At 37.5% G+C, this 15723-nt stretch carries 14 protein-coding genes, 2 tRNA genes and 1 pseudogene; 8 read left to right on the forward strand and 9 right to left on the reverse strand.

Annotation, left to right across the window (positions count from 1 at the left end; translation table 11 throughout):
* Window positions 1-17: 17 nt before the first annotated feature.
* On the reverse strand, window positions 18-1400 hold the full coding sequence (locus ACERC7_RS01075) for a hypothetical protein (RefSeq protein ID WP_373665893.1): 1383 nt from the start codon (window positions 1398-1400) through the stop codon (window positions 18-20).
* A gap of 119 nt (window positions 1401-1519) precedes the next feature.
* Between ACERC7_RS01075 and ACERC7_RS01080 the strand changes: the two genes are divergently transcribed.
* The 8 genes and pseudogenes from ACERC7_RS01080 to ACERC7_RS01115 all read left to right on the forward strand — a co-directional run bounded on the left by ACERC7_RS01080 (window position 1520) and on the right by ACERC7_RS01115 (window position 8062).
* Window positions 1520-1735 carry a helix-turn-helix domain-containing protein gene (locus tag ACERC7_RS01080; RefSeq protein WP_373665936.1) on the forward strand — a complete coding sequence of 72 codons (216 nt, stop codon included), beginning with the start codon at window positions 1520-1522 and terminating at the stop codon, window positions 1733-1735.
* 4 nt (window positions 1736-1739) lie between these two features.
* Window positions 1740-2429 carry a hypothetical protein gene (locus tag ACERC7_RS01085; RefSeq protein WP_373665894.1) on the forward strand — a complete coding sequence of 230 codons (690 nt, stop codon included), beginning with the start codon at window positions 1740-1742 and terminating at the stop codon, window positions 2427-2429.
* 176 nt (window positions 2430-2605) lie between these two features.
* Entirely contained in the window at window positions 2606-3046 is a 441-nt protein-coding gene (locus ACERC7_RS01090; RefSeq protein WP_373665895.1) for a hypothetical protein, read from the forward strand.
* Window positions 3043-4452 (forward strand): cell division protein FtsK, encoded by a 1410-nt coding sequence (locus ACERC7_RS01095; RefSeq protein WP_373665896.1) that lies wholly within the window; start codon window positions 3043-3045, stop codon window positions 4450-4452. The genes ACERC7_RS01090 and ACERC7_RS01095 overlap by 4 nt, the downstream gene beginning before the upstream one ends.
* 103 nt (window positions 4453-4555) lie before the next feature.
* On the forward strand, window positions 4556-5374 hold the full coding sequence (locus ACERC7_RS01100; protein ID WP_373665897.1) for a hypothetical protein: 819 nt from the start codon (window positions 4556-4558) through the stop codon (window positions 5372-5374).
* 4 nt (window positions 5375-5378) lie between these two features.
* Window positions 5379-5573: a DUF3173 family protein gene (locus ACERC7_RS01105; RefSeq protein WP_000803257.1), complete on the forward strand. Its 195-nt coding sequence runs from the start codon at window positions 5379-5381 to the stop codon at window positions 5571-5573.
* Between the two features lie 3 nt (window positions 5574-5576).
* Window positions 5577-6803: a tyrosine-type recombinase/integrase gene (locus ACERC7_RS01110; RefSeq protein WP_373665898.1), complete on the forward strand. Its 1227-nt coding sequence runs from the start codon at window positions 5577-5579 to the stop codon at window positions 6801-6803.
* Window positions 6804-7185: 382 nt separating this feature from the next.
* Window positions 7186-8062: pseudogene (locus ACERC7_RS01115) on the forward strand (IS30 family transposase).
* A 110-nt stretch (window positions 8063-8172) separates the two neighbouring features.
* Here the strand turns inward: ACERC7_RS01115 and rpsA are convergent.
* The 8 genes from rpsA to ACERC7_RS01155 all read right to left on the reverse strand — a co-directional run bounded on the left by rpsA (window position 8173) and on the right by ACERC7_RS01155 (window position 15379).
* Entirely contained in the window at window positions 8173-9363 is a 1191-nt protein-coding gene (gene rpsA, locus ACERC7_RS01120; RefSeq protein ID WP_373665899.1) for a 30S ribosomal protein S1, read from the reverse strand.
* Between the two features lie 100 nt (window positions 9364-9463).
* Window positions 9464-9535 (reverse strand) — tRNA-Gln (locus ACERC7_RS01125).
* A gap of 5 nt (window positions 9536-9540) precedes the next feature.
* A tRNA-Tyr gene (locus tag ACERC7_RS01130) sits at window positions 9541-9621 on the reverse strand.
* Between the two features lie 60 nt (window positions 9622-9681).
* Window positions 9682-9912 carry a DUF2969 domain-containing protein gene (locus ACERC7_RS01135; RefSeq protein ID WP_373658320.1) on the reverse strand — a complete coding sequence of 77 codons (231 nt, stop codon included), beginning with the start codon at window positions 9910-9912 and terminating at the stop codon, window positions 9682-9684.
* 95 nt (window positions 9913-10007) lie between these two features.
* Window positions 10008-10457, reverse strand: coding sequence for a rhodanese-like domain-containing protein (locus ACERC7_RS01140; protein ID WP_373658319.1), 450 nt, complete (start codon window positions 10455-10457; stop codon window positions 10008-10010).
* A gap of 61 nt (window positions 10458-10518) precedes the next feature.
* Window positions 10519-10956 carry a GNAT family N-acetyltransferase gene (locus ACERC7_RS01145; protein ID WP_373665900.1) on the reverse strand — a complete coding sequence of 146 codons (438 nt, stop codon included), beginning with the start codon at window positions 10954-10956 and terminating at the stop codon, window positions 10519-10521.
* 8 nt (window positions 10957-10964) lie between these two features.
* Entirely contained in the window at window positions 10965-13415 is a 2451-nt protein-coding gene (gene parC / locus ACERC7_RS01150; protein WP_373658317.1) for a DNA topoisomerase IV subunit A, read from the reverse strand.
* Window positions 13416-13480: 65 nt separating this feature from the next.
* Window positions 13481-15379, reverse strand: coding sequence for a restriction endonuclease subunit S (locus ACERC7_RS01155; protein WP_373658315.1), 1899 nt, complete (start codon window positions 15377-15379; stop codon window positions 13481-13483).
* Between the last annotated feature and the right edge of the window lie 344 nt (window positions 15380-15723).

A 15723-nucleotide genomic window follows, 5' to 3' on the forward strand; every position in this document is an offset into this window, starting at 1 on the left:
TAGTTTTCTCCTTTTTATTAATATCTATCCGACTCTCTTCTCTCTTTTTCTAATTCAAGCTCCGTAACTCTATCTTGTAAAATTTTATTTGAATGATGTAAATTATAAATCTGTTCTTCCATCATTTTTGTATTGTACTCATTTGAATAATAATGAATTGCTTGTGGCAAATTTGCAGCAATGTCAGATTCTAAAAAGTTTCGAATTCTAGATATATCATGATAATTTCTGAATTTTTCAGGTATTAAATAGTATTCTTTTTGTAAGTTTGTAAGGAGTTCATTCATCTTGGAACGGTATTCTCTGTTGATTTCATCTGCTATTTTATTAAATTTTCTTCGCTCTTTATAAATTCTAATTTTGTCAATAATGTATAAAACTAAAGTTACTATTAAACATAAAAATAATATTGCAGAGAATAAAACATTACGAGAAAATACTATACAAAATATGAAAATAACAATGATTATTAGACCATGAATTTTCTTGCTAGTCGAGACTTGCTGATGAATTTGATTTTTAAGAGAAACTTCGTCGTATTCTCTTTCCAGATTATCAATTCTCTCTATTTCTCCCTCTACGATTTCCAAAGTTTTTAATGCCTCATCATACGGGTTCAAGTGTATATTTAGAGGTTCCTCTAGTGTATCTAAAGAACTAGTATTATCAATATCGTACAAGTTTCTTAAGTATTGAACAATAAACATTCCCCTTTTATAAATGATTTTGTTGCTTATTCTTACATATTCTTCAAAACTATCAATTTCAGATAATCGAATTAAATATCCTTCCTCATCAAAAAATGCAGAAAGAAAGTTTTCAGAAATAAATGTCTCAAAATCTTCAAATTGGTCAAAATATTCTTTCTCATCTAAAACTGCTTTTTTAAAATCATCATCCGGAGTTAATGTACCATCATATAAATCCCAGATGACTGATAGAGCAAGGTCAAAAAAATCATTATAGGGAGAATTGGCTCTTGCAGGATTGATTTTTCCTTTAGGAAATATCCCAAAATTTCCTATCTGATAATTATTACAAATTTGGTTTACTAAATTTCCATTAACTTCCAACTCAAATTCAAAAGGGAAATTTTTGTTGTGATTCGTGTGTGATTGGATAACTTCGAGAATTTCTTCTTGTGTTTCTCTTGGAAGATATTTATAAGATTTTCCATAATATTTCCTAAAAATTGCGGTACGATATGTTATAAGCGTGTCCCCACTATGCTCTTTATCGTTATACCATTCAAAAATTTCCTTATATATTAATTTTGTTAATTCAGAACGGTCAGGTTCATCTCCTTGAAATAAAAAGTTAAATTTAACTGCTGTTTCTTTGTCAGAAATATATTCCTGAATACTTTTGAAGGGAAAAATTTGAAAATCTTCTAGCTTCATGGTAAACTCCTTTTTTTATTTTCGCTTTCATTATGTAAATTATACTTAACTTATTGAGTATAGTCAATAGATTGACAACGGTAGAATGAAATTATCTATAAAGAAAAGAGATGGGAATGATGATTTCATATAAACCTTTTTACGAAACTTTATTTAAACAAGGTAAGACTGAATATGAGTTAATTTTTCACCACGGCTTATCAAGCAATACGCTACATAGAATGAAAAAAGGAAAACCAATAACTACAGCTACATTAGATACTTTGTGTTTTATTTTAGACTGTAACGTATCTGATGTAATTACTTATGTTCCAGACGATTCAGAGGAGCGTTAAATATATGCCAAAGAAGCAATTCAATAATTTATGCAAAGAAAGTTTTCCTAACTCGTGTCATTTTATTTTTGAAAAATGTTCACAGAGAATTCAAAAGAAATACAAAGATTTAAAATTTAAAAGACGTATTGATTTACATTCAGATGAAAAACTTATTGGGAAAATATTAAATTACTCCAATTTATCTGATTTAAGCAGGAACAATCCTTATTTAATCACTCCTGATATATTAAAATACTTGGTTAATGAAGTACGTTGTTTTAATGATGAAAATGAATTACTTTGGGGCGATAATATAGATGATTATCTAGAAGATTTCTTTATCGCAATGATACTTGATATTCAAGAAATACCTGAATACGCCAAGCATCTATTGAATTTATCTTTAATAGATACGAATTCTATCAAAGAATATTTTCAAGTAAATTTTTCTTTTGGTAGTTCCAATTATGATGAACTGAAAGATAAATTTATTGATTTTACATATAACCAATTCGATAATATAGAAATTTTAGAGGAAGATTCAATATTTTCATTTATAGAAAATTATGAAATTACACTTTACCCTAAAAATGACAATGCTTATCTGAGTTTCCAAAAACTTCCGAAAAAATTAGATTTGTTAGCAAAGTATGTTTTATTACCATTAATAGATAGAATAACACTTGAAAATTTGATAAACAAAAATGATTAAACCTTCATTATAACATTTTTCCCCTCACGAAGTGAGGGGATTTTTTTATTGTCATTAAAAAATTATCCCCACACGAAGTGGGGGAAAAAATGTAAAAATAAGATTGTCAAGGAGGTCATGAACTTCTTGATAAATTTATCAAGTGTGCACACAATAAATACAACTGAGGTATATGTATGTCAATAAATATTGAAAATGTGAGTTTCAGCTCACCTAGCTTAAAAAATCTACTTATTGGAACTTCCAATGTCGAACATATTCCTACTACTGCTTTTGTTATTGAATGCAGAGATATCCCTAAGCGTAATGAAAAAAATGAAGTCATCGATGGAACAATAAGTAAAAAAGTTTTATCTGCTCTCCAGCCAGAAATTGTAAAAGCTATTCAAGAAGTCGGGGGAGATTTAAGCACTATAAAGCCCTTTACGATTGAACTACAAAATGATGAAACAGCTTTGAAGAAACTCAATAACGAAGCTATCATAGCAAAAACTATCGACTTAGATGAAGCACTATTAGCACTGAAATGGGTATCTGATGGTCGGAATGGAGGTGCTTACAGAGAATTCAAGCTCATAATTTCAGAACTAAAGTTATTGGGGACTACTAAATCATGATATTAACTAAAATAAAACGAAATTTGAGTAGATATGATTTTCGTGAGGATACCCCTACTTACTTATCTGTATCAGAAACTATAGAAACTCGTAAAGAAAAACAATCTACTTTTCTCAAGAAACTATTTAAGGTTCTCCTACTAACTCTTCCTATTACCTTTCTTTCATCATTGTTGCCTATATTAAGCGTTGTCCACAAGATAAGTATTATTGTATCTTCTACTCTTGTCGCTCTTTTTATTGTTCATACTAGTATGAGGTTCTTATTTTCAATTTATTCTCCTATCTGGAAGTACAGACTTTTAAGCATTCTTGAACTTGCAACAGAACGGCTAGACTTAATCCAACTACCTGCAAATAAGATTCAAATAAAAACAGTTGAGTGGAAATTTTACAAATCAGATAATAGGACTGTGATTGAACTCAATCCCTCGGGGACTATTCCTAGTATTCAGCAAGTAAAAGAAATAACTAGGCGGTTGACCGAATTTCTTATTCAGGCTACCCATAAAGAATGGAATCTTTTAGAATCTACTATCGAGAAGAGTAATATTATTCTTAAATACGGAGAAAATCCAATAAGATATTCTGTAAGCGAATTATTTGAGGTAACTGATGATGATTACCATATCAATCATGCCCCTATAAGTCTATACGGAGATATATGTTTTGATATAGCTAGCGAATCCTGCCACCAACTACTTATAGCTCCTAGCGGTGCAGGAAAGTCTATCTATCTTGCAACATTGGCTAGTTTGCTAATCAAACAGGGGCACTCTGTTAGTTTAGTTGATGCTAAATGTACTTCTCTAGGAGCGACCTTTGAAAATTTAGGAGTCACAGTTGCCCGTACTGCCGAAGAAATTATTCTTCTTTTGGAACAGCTAGTTTTTGAAATGGAGGATACGTATAAACGCTACTTCTCATTCGATTCTGTTGATTTTGAAACTAGCTACAAAGATTACTCAATGCCAGCCCACTATCTTATTTTCGATGAAGTTCTAGCAGCATTAGAATCCGGTACACCAGCACAGCAAAAAGAAATGGTAAGATTACTAAAAATTTTAGCATTAAAATCCAGAGCTTCTGGAAAGGGATTGCTTGTGTTAGCAAGTCAAAAATTATTGGCCTCTGATTTACCTCGTGCAGTAACCGAACAATGCCAGACAAGAATTATTTTAGGAAGTAATTCAAGCGTATCCGAAGAAACTTTTTACAGTGTCATGGGTAAAGAGAAAAAAGACCTCTTGGCTGAGTACAGGGGAGGAGTTGGAAAAGGATATATTTTAACTCCGAAAACAAACGGAATAAAATATTTTGAGACCCCATATTTTGATTTGAACTCAAGAGATTTCAAAGATAAAATAAAAGACTTTCAAACTATTCCAAGAAAGCAGATAGAATGAATTAACTATCTAGTGAGCTGGCTTGCCCATAAGCAAGCCAGAGCTCGCTAGATGTGTGTATCAGCCTGCTACTTGACATGCAGGCATGATAAGCGGAGGATAAATGATAAGAGAAGTATATAACACCAAAATAGTTCAATATAGCTCGAATACTTTTGAGATAATTCATTATAGAAATCCTAAGATTAGACGATTAGGAGAAAATGGTATTAAAGAAACTACTCCTTCTTGCAAAAAGCCAAGCTATGATGAGTTATATCAACAATCTCATCGAATCAAAAGACGAATCCGTCACTATCTATTATGTAATGATTTCGATTTATTTTGGACATTAACTTTTGACGACGCGAAAATCAATTCTCATGATTATTTAATAGTAAAAAAGAAAATACGCACTTGGCTCAAAGCTCAGCGTGAAAAATATGGAAAATTTCGTTACATTTTCATACCAGAATTACACAAGAATGGACGGCTTCATTTTCATGGAGTAACAGGCGGTTTTAGTCCAAAATTAACAAAAGCAAGAAATACTAAAACTGGTCGATTGATAAAAAAGAATGGCAAGCAAGTCTATAATGTTGATTCATATCAATTAGGATTTAGTACCGTTACAAAAATCGATTCTTCTGAAAAAGTTGCTAACTACATTACAAAATATATCACAAAAGATTTATTATCTATTCCAAGTGGATATAAACAGCCAAAATATTTTTCATCTCGTGGCTTAATAAAGCCGATAGTGAGTTATGAAAATCTAGAAAGAAACTATTTTGAGGGATTAACCCCTAGTGTTTCCTTAGGTCATTTAGATAATCTTGAATATAAAGAAGATATTGCTATTTACAACCTATCAATAGATGAGAATGGAGATATTACCGCAAATTCAACTGGCACAAAAATAAGAATAAGAAAGGAACTGTGAGCGTATGAAACCATTGATTAGCAAAGACGACTTAATAAAACTAGGTTATAAAAAACATACTGCGATTAGTATTATTCAGGCGGTAAAGCAAGATTTGGTGTATAATAAAGGCATACCATTCTACAATAACCGTAGGCTCGGATTAGTGCCACGTAAAAATGTAGAGAACCTTATCGGTGTAGAACTGGATGAGGACTGACAAATGACAAGAACACGTTATAGTGGTGTGTTTATAGATACGAAAGGAAAATATTTCTATGAAACAGAACTAGGAATTGACAAAATCAGCGGTAAGCGAATTCGTAAGAAAAGCAGAAAAGATAGCAATGGAAAACCTTTTACTACTGCCAGAGAAGCTTATTTAGAGCTTACTAGAATAAAACGAGAATATCATAAGGCTCACGCCTACGCTAATTACAATATGAACGTAAAACAATTTATTTTAGATTGTTATATTCCATATTATAAATCGTATGTAGAAGAAAGTACTTATACTGTTAGAATCAAAAACCTTGAAAAAATTGCTGAACGCTTTGAAAATAGGACATTACGTAATTTAACTATTGAAGATATTCAGAATTATAGAATATGGTTACTATCAAGAAAGGACGAAAACGGCTCTGGTTATTCTCAATCCTATGCTAGTCTTATCTTTGGTATGTTTAGAAAATCCCTAGATTATGCTGTAGAAATGGGGTATTTGGAAAATAATATTTCTAAAAAGGCTAAAGCTATTCCAAAAGGAAAAGCTATCGTTCCCTACTGGACTAAAACCGAATTTGAGTGTGTCATTGCTCAAATCTGCATTGATGATTTTTACGAACATCTAAATTTCGTTATGCTCTGGACTTATTTTACAACAGGCATACGCATTAACGAAGGCATGGGGCTGTTCTGGAACGATATTGACTTCGCTAAGAAACGGATGCGTGTACATCATATGCTTATTCTAAAATCAAGGAAAAACTGGCAAAGGAACGCCTACACTAAAACAAGTGATGGCAAACGAATTATTTCCCTAGATGATGATACTATTGCTATTCTAAAGTGTTGGAAGGAAAGACAAAAAGAAATCGGCTTAGGTAATGAAACTGATTTTGTCTTTACCTATGATAGCTTTCCGATGATAAAATCTACACTAGCTAGAATTATTAAACGATACTCTGAACTTGCTGGCGTAAAGCGAATACAAGGTAAAGGGCTTCGCCATAGTAACGCTTCTTATTTGATAAACGAATTTAATGTATCTGTCTTGATTTTATCGAAAAGGTTAGGTCATTCTAGCCCAGAAATTACTTTGAAACATTACTCACATCTTTGGAGTGGAGCTGATGAATCTATTGCCGAAATCATGAGCGGAAACATATCTATTCAGACTGCATCCAAGACAAAAATTAAATTTAACGGGAATCAAAATCTAAAAAGATAACCCCGCCAGAAATCCCACCAAATAGATTTAACAGTTGCAAAAAACATTATTAAATCAAGGATTTCTGGCACTCAACCCATGAAACTTATTATTGAGTGGGAGTAAACTAGTCCTGTGGACTAGTTTAGCCTCTAATCCTAAAAAGCTGATACTAAGAGCTTAAGCTTAACTCATTTGAACTAACAGCATTTTAACAACTGTATAAAATATTAAAACGAGATAAAATGGTTTGAACTGTCTCCAAATTGTCTCCAAAAAGAAGTCCTCTAGGGCTTCTTTTTTTAATACTGATAAATTGTAAAATATAGTGCAACAAAAAAACTCATAGCGTTTCTGTCGTGTAAACTGTACGTAACCACACTACCAGAACACGAGGAAACCTATGAGCTACTCCCATGAACCATAAAAGAGCGAATAAAGATAGAGACTTATTTAGAATTAGGGTTGAAACCTCATCAAATTGCTAGTAAACTTGGCGTCCATAAGTCTACCATCTCAAGAGAGTTAGAACGGTGTCCGGCTGCTTATTCCGCAGACCTAGCCCAGAAACATGTTGACCAAAAGGCTAAGCAAAAAGGACGACAGTCTCGTTTGACCCCTGAGTTAAAAGCGGAGATTGAACAAGGTTTGAGAACCTCTTGGTCTCCCGAACAGATTTGCGGTCACTATCGGCTGGAAGACAAGCCAATGGTCGCTTTTAAGACCATCTATAACTGGCTCTATGCTGGCTTGATTAACCTAGATTTAAGCGTCTTACGTCGCAAAGGAAAAAGCCGACAACCCAGAGAAACTCGTGGGAAATTTAGGATTGGAACACCGATTTCCAAACGCCCTAAAAAGTTAGGAATCGTCAGACTTTCGGTCACTGGGAGCTAGATACGGAGGTAGCCTCCCGAGGCAAAAGTAAGGGCTGTTTAGCGACCTTTGTGGAGAGGAAAACACGCTTTTACCTGGCTTTCAAGATGCCAGNAAAAGAAGCCTTTAAAACCTTTACTTCAGATAGGGGGAAGGAATTTGCCTGTTATCCCTTGGTGGAAAACTTAGACATTCCTTTTTACTTTGCGGATCCCTATTCGTCTTGGCAAAGAGGGTGCAATGAGAACGCCAATGGTTTACTGAGGGAATATTTCTCCAAGAAAACCGATTTGGCTGCTATTTCTGATGGACAATTGGCTAAAGTCTTATTTGACATCAATAACCGACCACGAAAATGTTTGGCTTACAGAACAGCTTTTGAAGCACTATTGAAGGAATTGTGATAAGTGTTGCACTTATTCTTGCAATTTATCTAATACTAAAAATAAACATAAAAAACTAAAGTGAGCTTCGTTGAATTGAAACTCACTTTAGTTTATTTATTTTTTATCAATTAGAACTCAATATCGCCAAACAAGTCAGCCATAGAGAAACCAGTTTGTGTTTCTGGTAATTCAAAGTCACGTTTTTGCTCACGGCGTGGACGACGTGAACGTGACTGACGTTTTTCACCATCTTCACCAGAACGCTCTTCAAGAGCCTTGATAGACAATGATACGCGCTCTGCTTCAGCATTAACTTCAAGAACTTTTACAGTTACTTCTTGACCAACTGAAAGAACTTCTTTTGGTTTTTCGATGCGTTTGTGTGAGATTTGTGATACGTGAACCAATCCGTCAATACCTGGTAACACTTCAACAAAAGCACCGAAGTCTGTCAAACGTTTCACTTGACCTTCAATCACATCACCAGTAGCAAGTTTTTGCTCAACGCCATCCCAAGGTCCAGGGGTTGTTGCTTTAAGTGACAATGACACACGACCAGCTTCTTCATCAATCGCCAAAACTTTAACATAAACTTCTTCACCAACAGTTACAACTGATTTTGGAGAAACGTTGCGCTCGTGTGACAATTCAGTCACGTGAATCAAACCGTCAACTCCTCCGAGTTCAACGAAGGCACCAAAGCTTGTTAAACGAGCAACCTTACCAGTAACAACTGAACCAACTTCCAGTTTAGAGAAGGCTTCTTGACGAGCTACTGACGTTGTTTCTTCAACAACATCACGACGTGACAAGATGAAACGGTTATCTGCAGCTGAAACTTCTTTAATTTTTGCGTCAAATTCTTGACCAACAAATTTTTCAGTGTTACGGATAAAGCGGCTGTCAATCATAGACGCTGGAATAAATCCACGAAGTCCTTCAAACTCAACTGAAAGACCACCCTTAACGGCGCGTGTCACTTTAACATTAACCACTTCACCTTCACGACCAATCAATTTGTCCCAAGCCTTACGAGCTTCCAAACGTTTTTTAGAGACGAGGAAAGTCACTGTATCAGTATCTTTACCTACAACTTGACGAAGAACAAGCACTTCGAGTGTTTCGCCAGCTTTAACAAGGTCGTTGATGTCTGCATTACGGTCATTTGTCAATTCACGGAGTGTCAAAACACCTTCAACACCTGTACCGCTAATGATAAGGTTAGCTTGACCATTATCAACAGTCAATACTTCAGCAGTGACAACATCACCTGGGTTCACTTCGCTAACACTGTTTAGCAAATCTTCAAATTCATTCATTCTAAAAAATCCTCCAACAAAAGCTAGCTCGCACTAACCTTTGACAACAAAAATATTTCTCTAGGTCGCTGAAAATCAGCTGGGCGAACCGTGACCAAGACTGGGGTAGCTGGATTCGAACCAACGAGTGACGGAGTCAAAGTCCGTTGCCTTACCGCTTGGCTATACCCCAAAAAATGGGAAGAGAGGGATTCGAACCCCCGAACCCGAAGGAGCGGATTTACAGTCCGCCGCGTTTAGCCTCTTCGCTATCTTCCCATACAACAAGAATCAGTTTACCACAATTTCTTGTTGATTGCAAGCCTTTTAAGCTATTTTTTAGTGATTTAAGTTGTATTCTTCAACAATGTGTGTGATCGCCAAATCCAACGTTTTGAAAAAACTATCAACCTTATCATTTTTTAAGGTAACAAATTTATTATCCAGCTCTGCAATGCGCCCAATGACACGTTTGCCAATAACGAGCTCAAACCCTTCAACTTGCTGCCCTTCCACAGTTACTTGAGCATCTGTAACCTGAACGTCAATTTTTTTATCCTTTTTACTCATGGTTTCACTTCCTTTCTATGGTTATTTTACAGGAAAATAGCTGAGCTTACAAGCTTGATTAGTCCCTTCAACAGCCTATCTGCTCTGCTATTTCTCTACGGCTTAATCAGTTGCCCACCAATGGCCTCGACATGTACCAGACCGCCCATGTCATAGATGGTTATAAAACCAGCGTCACGCAAGATTTTCGTTGCCTGTGCTGAGCGAATGCCTTTGAGGCAGTGGACATAAATCGGCGTGTCCTTAGGCAGGTCTGGCAGTTTTCCGGCTTCCATATCGGTGATTGGAAAGCTCTCGGTGATACCAAAATTACCTGAGTCATACTCTGCTTTCGAGCGGACATCGTAGAAAACGGCACCATCTGCAACAGCCTGCTCGACATCGGCAAAGCTAATCTGATGTTTCTGAGCATCAGGACCAGCCTTGCTCCAATCGATACTAGTTGTTGCCCGCTCTGTCTGTGCGGGTGCTGGCTGACTAGTCTGCTGATTAGCGCAAGCCGCCAGGCTTAGCCCTACCAAGGCTAGGAGAGATAATTTTTTCATAAAATACTCCGTTCATATTTCAGTAAAAATCTTGCCTCTTACGGAAGATGGAAGTAATCAGTTAGCTTAAAGGTCGCACCATCACAATCTCTTCATCATCTCCTTCAGAGGTTGCTTGGAAACCAAGTGAGTTAGAAAATCGCCTAGTGGCTGGATTGTCAGCTGTGTAGCATAGCCGAACCTGCTGGTAACGACCGTCTGCTAGCATGACATCAAAAACCTGTAACATGGCTTGACGCCCATAACCTCGTCCCTGGTATCTTTCGTAGATGAAAAATTGGCTAAGCTCATAGGTCTGACCTTTGGGGTAATCATAGTAGAGTACCATCCCGATAGGGACATCATCATGAAAAATGATAAACACACGGCTATGCTCTGCGCGATAGGCATAGGCTCTGGCTAAAATCCTTTCACGAGGAGCAACGAAAGATAACTGATTAGCCGAAACGGCTAGGTCTACTCGCCAATTCTCAGGGGTAATCGTCTCTAAGCGAATCATGTTTGACCTCATTTTAGCATACTAGCTCTTGCCACACCAATCTCTGAAATCGTGTCCGAGATGAAGCTGCCGTTGCTGGTGCGTTCGGACTGACCGAGCTCTGCTAGGTTGATGGTATAAGTCGCGCCTGCTTGGTCCACTACTTGCAAGACTTCTGTCTGCTGACTGGTTTCTGTGCTAAACAAATCTAGCTCTGTAGCTTCTGACTGGACACTGCCTGCCGCAAAGACACGGTGAGGTTTGGTCTTGAGCTCACGGAGGACTTGAAGGCCTCGACCTGCCCGCTTGGCGGTTGGGATGTCTGCGACAGCCATCCGCTTGAGACTACCTCTCTGGGTCAAGAGGTACATGCTGCTACTGGTCACGACAAAGCTTGTGGCTACTTGGTCACCGTCCTTGAGGTTGATGGCCTTAACCCCTGCGGCCTTACTGCCGATCACTGGGACTTCTTCGACGTTAAATCGCAGAGCGTAGCCATTGGTTGTCACGACCATGATGTCATCCAAGGCAACTGGCGAGAGGGACACCACACGGTCGGTGTCATCCTTGAGCTTGGCAAACTTGACTGACTTAGACTTGTAGGTCCGCCAAGGGGTAAATTCTTTTCGCTCTACCCGCTTGATTTGCCCTGACTGCGTGGTGGCAACGTAGGTCGTCGTGTCAAATTGGTCAACAATCTCAGCATAGAGCACCTGCTCCTGCTGGTCAAAATTGGTCACTGTTTGGCTCAAGTGCTCTCCAATGTCCTTCCACTTGGTATCTGTCAACTCATGGACAGGACGGTAGATGACATTGCCGAGGTCTGTGAAGACCAGCAGGTGCTGGGTCGTCTTGGCCTGTGCCAAGAAGATCAGCTCATCATCTTCACGCTTGCCGATTTCCTCTACCGTAGAGGCAGAGAAGGAGCGTGGGCTAGTGCGCTTGAGGTAGCCTGCTCGGGTCACGCTGACATAGGTCTCCTCCTCGGCGATGAGGCTAGCTGTGTCAATCTCGATAGACTGAGCTTCTGCCTGCAGCTCTGACAGACGTGGACTGGCAAACTTTTTCTTAACGTCACGGAGCTCTCGCTTCATCAGGTGGTACATGGTCTTCTCGTCACCGATGATGGCGGATAAAGTCGCAATCTGCTCACGCAAGCTCTTGTCCTCTTCTTCTAGGGTGACAATGTCGGTATTGGTCAGGCGATAGAGCTGGAGGGTCACGATAGCTTCTGCCTGCTCCTCGGTAAAGTCGTAGGAGACCTTGAGGTTTTCCTTGGCGTCAGCCTTGTTATCACTAGCACGGATGAGGGCGATGACCTCATCCAGAATGGACAGTACTCGAATCAACCCCTCAACAATGTGAAGTCGCCGCTCTGCTTTTTCCTTATCAAACCGAGATCGCGCAACGATGACCTCCCGCCTGTGGGAAATGTAACTGGTCAATATCTTGGCTAAGCCGACCTGACGAGGGGTGAAGTTGTCAATGGCGACCATGTTAAAGTTATAGTTGATTTGCAGGTCGGTGTACTTGAGAAGGTAGTTGAGAATGGTCTGGCTATCGGCATCTTTCTTGAGCTCAATGGCAATCCGTAGGCCGTCTCGGTCACTCTCATCACGCACCTCGGCAATTCCTGGCACCTTAGCATTGACCCGCACATCATCAATCTTTTTAACGAGGACAGCCTTATTGACCTCATAAGGAATCTCGGTAATGACAATTTGCTCCTTGCCGCCCTTAAGGCTCTCGATAGCGGTTTTTGACCGCACCACGACCCGCCCTTTTCCAGTCTCGTAGGCCTTTTTAATCTCGTCCGCCCCTTGGATAATCCCCCCTGTCGGGAAGTCAGGCCCCGGCAGGAACTCCATGAGCTTGTCAACCGTGGCATTGGAGTGGTCAATCAGGTAGACCACTGCGTCAATGACCTCAGCCAAATTGTGCGGTGGGATGTCGGTGGCATAACCAGCCGAAATCCCTGTCGCTCCATTGACCAGCAAGTTTGGAAAGGCTGCTGGCAGGACAGTCGGCTCTTTTTCGGTGTCGTCAAAGTTCCAAGCAAAGGGAACCGTTTTCTTGTCAATGTCATTGAGCAAGAAGCTGGACACCTCGGACAAACGTGCCTCCGTGTACCGCATGGCCGCCGGCGGATCCCCGTCCATAGAACCGTTGTTCCCGTGCATCTCAACTAGAATCTCACGGTTTTTCCAATCCTGCGACATGCGGACCATGGCCTCATAGATGGAACTGTCCCCGTGAGGGTGGAAATTCCCCATGATGTTCCCGACAGATTTGGCCGACTTGCGATAGCCCTTATCGTGGGTGTTGCCGTCCTTGTTCATGGAGTAGAGAATCCGCCGCTGCACGGGCTTTAGCCCGTCACGAATATCAGGCAAGGCTCGCTCTTGAATAATGTATTTGGAGTAGCGCCCAAAACGCTCTCCCATGATGTCCTCTAAGGACATGTGTTGAATGTTTGACATAGTAATTCCTGTTTGTTTTTTATGATAATCGCCGTCTAAAAAATTCTTATCCTCAGCAATAAAAACTACGTTTCTAAAAATTTACTGATAAGAAGAGCAATCTCTTGCTCGTATTTTTTCAATGATTTTTTTACCATAATTTCAGAAAACTTTTCCATGTATTCCCAATCTGGTTTTTTATCTAAAAAAGGTAATTTTATAGTAATATCATAAACATCTGAAGCATAAAAGTTTTGATCATAATCAAATTTTCCCAAAATTGATTGCTTAATAATTGGAGCTATAAACAACAACGCCATTCTAGACAAAGAATTATCTTCCTTGTACATAATAGCTACGTGGTCGTCTGCCCCATATTCAAAATTCCGATAAAAAACCTTCCCGAACATATCAATCGTTAAACTATTAGCTGGAAATATTTCAACATCAGAATTTGAAATATAACTAGAAATTCCTTGATTGTTTACTCCAGCAGTAATAAAGGGTAATTTTCCTGCTATACGGTGCGCCTCAATCAACCTCTTTCCTCTTGAAATTTTATCAAAAATATCCGATACTTTTATCGATTCCCACTTTTTTGAGGGATAGTGCGAAAGAATTTCCCTATCTTCACTTGTCAACTCAAGATTTTCAATCTCTAAAAGCTTAATTATGCCGGATTGCTTATCGTGGATTTTATGAATTTGTTCTTGCCCTTGTCTTTCTAACTCTTCCAAATACTTAGGAGTGACAGATTGAATCATTTTCTCCATAGCCTTCCAATTAGGCTCGTAAGAATCATAATCACTTACAGGAAGTTCTATTTCAGTAGCTTCTATATGCTCTGTAAACTTTGTCCCGTAATCATATTTTCCTCGAATAGCTTTCTTAAAAGCAGAGATTACATACAAAGCATGATATTTATTAAAATTCTCATACTTTGGCACTAATTTATTGACATGACTAAATCCAATAAAATTTTTTTCTTGATAAAATAATGTTTCATCTGAGTTAACAGTATCACTCAAAGTAATGACATTGCTTAATTCCTTCGCAATAAGAGCAAGCGGATAACCTTCTGACTTGTTTGTTTTAGGGTTTATCAATTCTTTAGTTATCTTCTTATCACTTTTGATAAACCTAAAACTATTTAACAGCTGGTCTTTTTTATCCGAGCTAAATTTATCCTCTGGCAAAGCATCCTTTATCTGTGTGTACAGATGTTCACCACCACTACTTTTTGAAAAATACTTTATAACATTCTCATCTTCATTAATGCCTAATAATAATCCTGATACTAGTAATAAACGCTTGAAAGGATCTAATTTCAATTTTTTATCGATTGTATTTGATAATTTTCCTGCGACAGTTCGAATATGAGCTAAATTTATTTCGTTATCAGGAGAGTTTAAGCCTAAAATTTCTTCGTTAATATATTTATTAAATTTATTCTTTTCTAACTGATCCCAGTCATTCCATTTTTCAATAAAAATATAGGAAATTTCATCATCATATTTGTAAATTTTTTGTTTACTGTATTTATCAATAATAGATGAATGCTTATAAACAAATATAGCAGTTGTCTCTAATTCATCTCCAGCTACAGCTAACACAAAAACTGACTTGACTTTTTCTGTTTTAGAAAGTATATCATGAGCATAGAAAAAACCATCTGTTACAGCTAATTTATACAGAGATACTTCCTTGCCAATATCCTCAACTTTACCCAATTTTGTGATAGTGTCTTTATTTTCAATTAGAATCAAGCGTTCTGTTCTATTTTTTCCTTTTCCTGCAAAAACAAGATATTCAAACTCTGCCCGTGTCGTCTTACCTGACTTAGAATGATAAAGTTTTCCATCATCAGGTATAAAATCTTTATTACCACTTGAAGGTAAAAGATAGCCATAATTAATATCCTTATCTTTATAGCCTTGCTCTTTTAATTTTGTAGACACTTTCATATCTATTGATTTTTCACTCATACTTTTCCTTTACTAAATTACAGTATATCTCGAAGTTTCTTCCACTCCCTATACTGAACAATAGTTATAAATGAGAATCCACTAAAGCTATGTTTGGTATAATTTGTCTTTAGATTTAGATAGCATTAGACTTTTATTTTACTAATAAGCCTATTAGCATTATACCAAAATATATCAAAAATAGACCTCAAAACTTTAAAAACAGTTTGAACTAATCGCAATTATACAGGATGAAGATTACTAAAATAGTAAAAACTGATTCGTTCTTTACAGAAAAAATAAAAAATGGCAACGTTTTTTATCGCCATTTCAAAAGTTATCCCATTTGTTTCAAAAAAATCCCC

It is taken from the genome of Streptococcus sp. E17BB (assembly GCF_041807725.1).
GTDB lineage: Bacteria > Bacillota > Bacilli > Lactobacillales > Streptococcaceae > Streptococcus > Streptococcus entericus.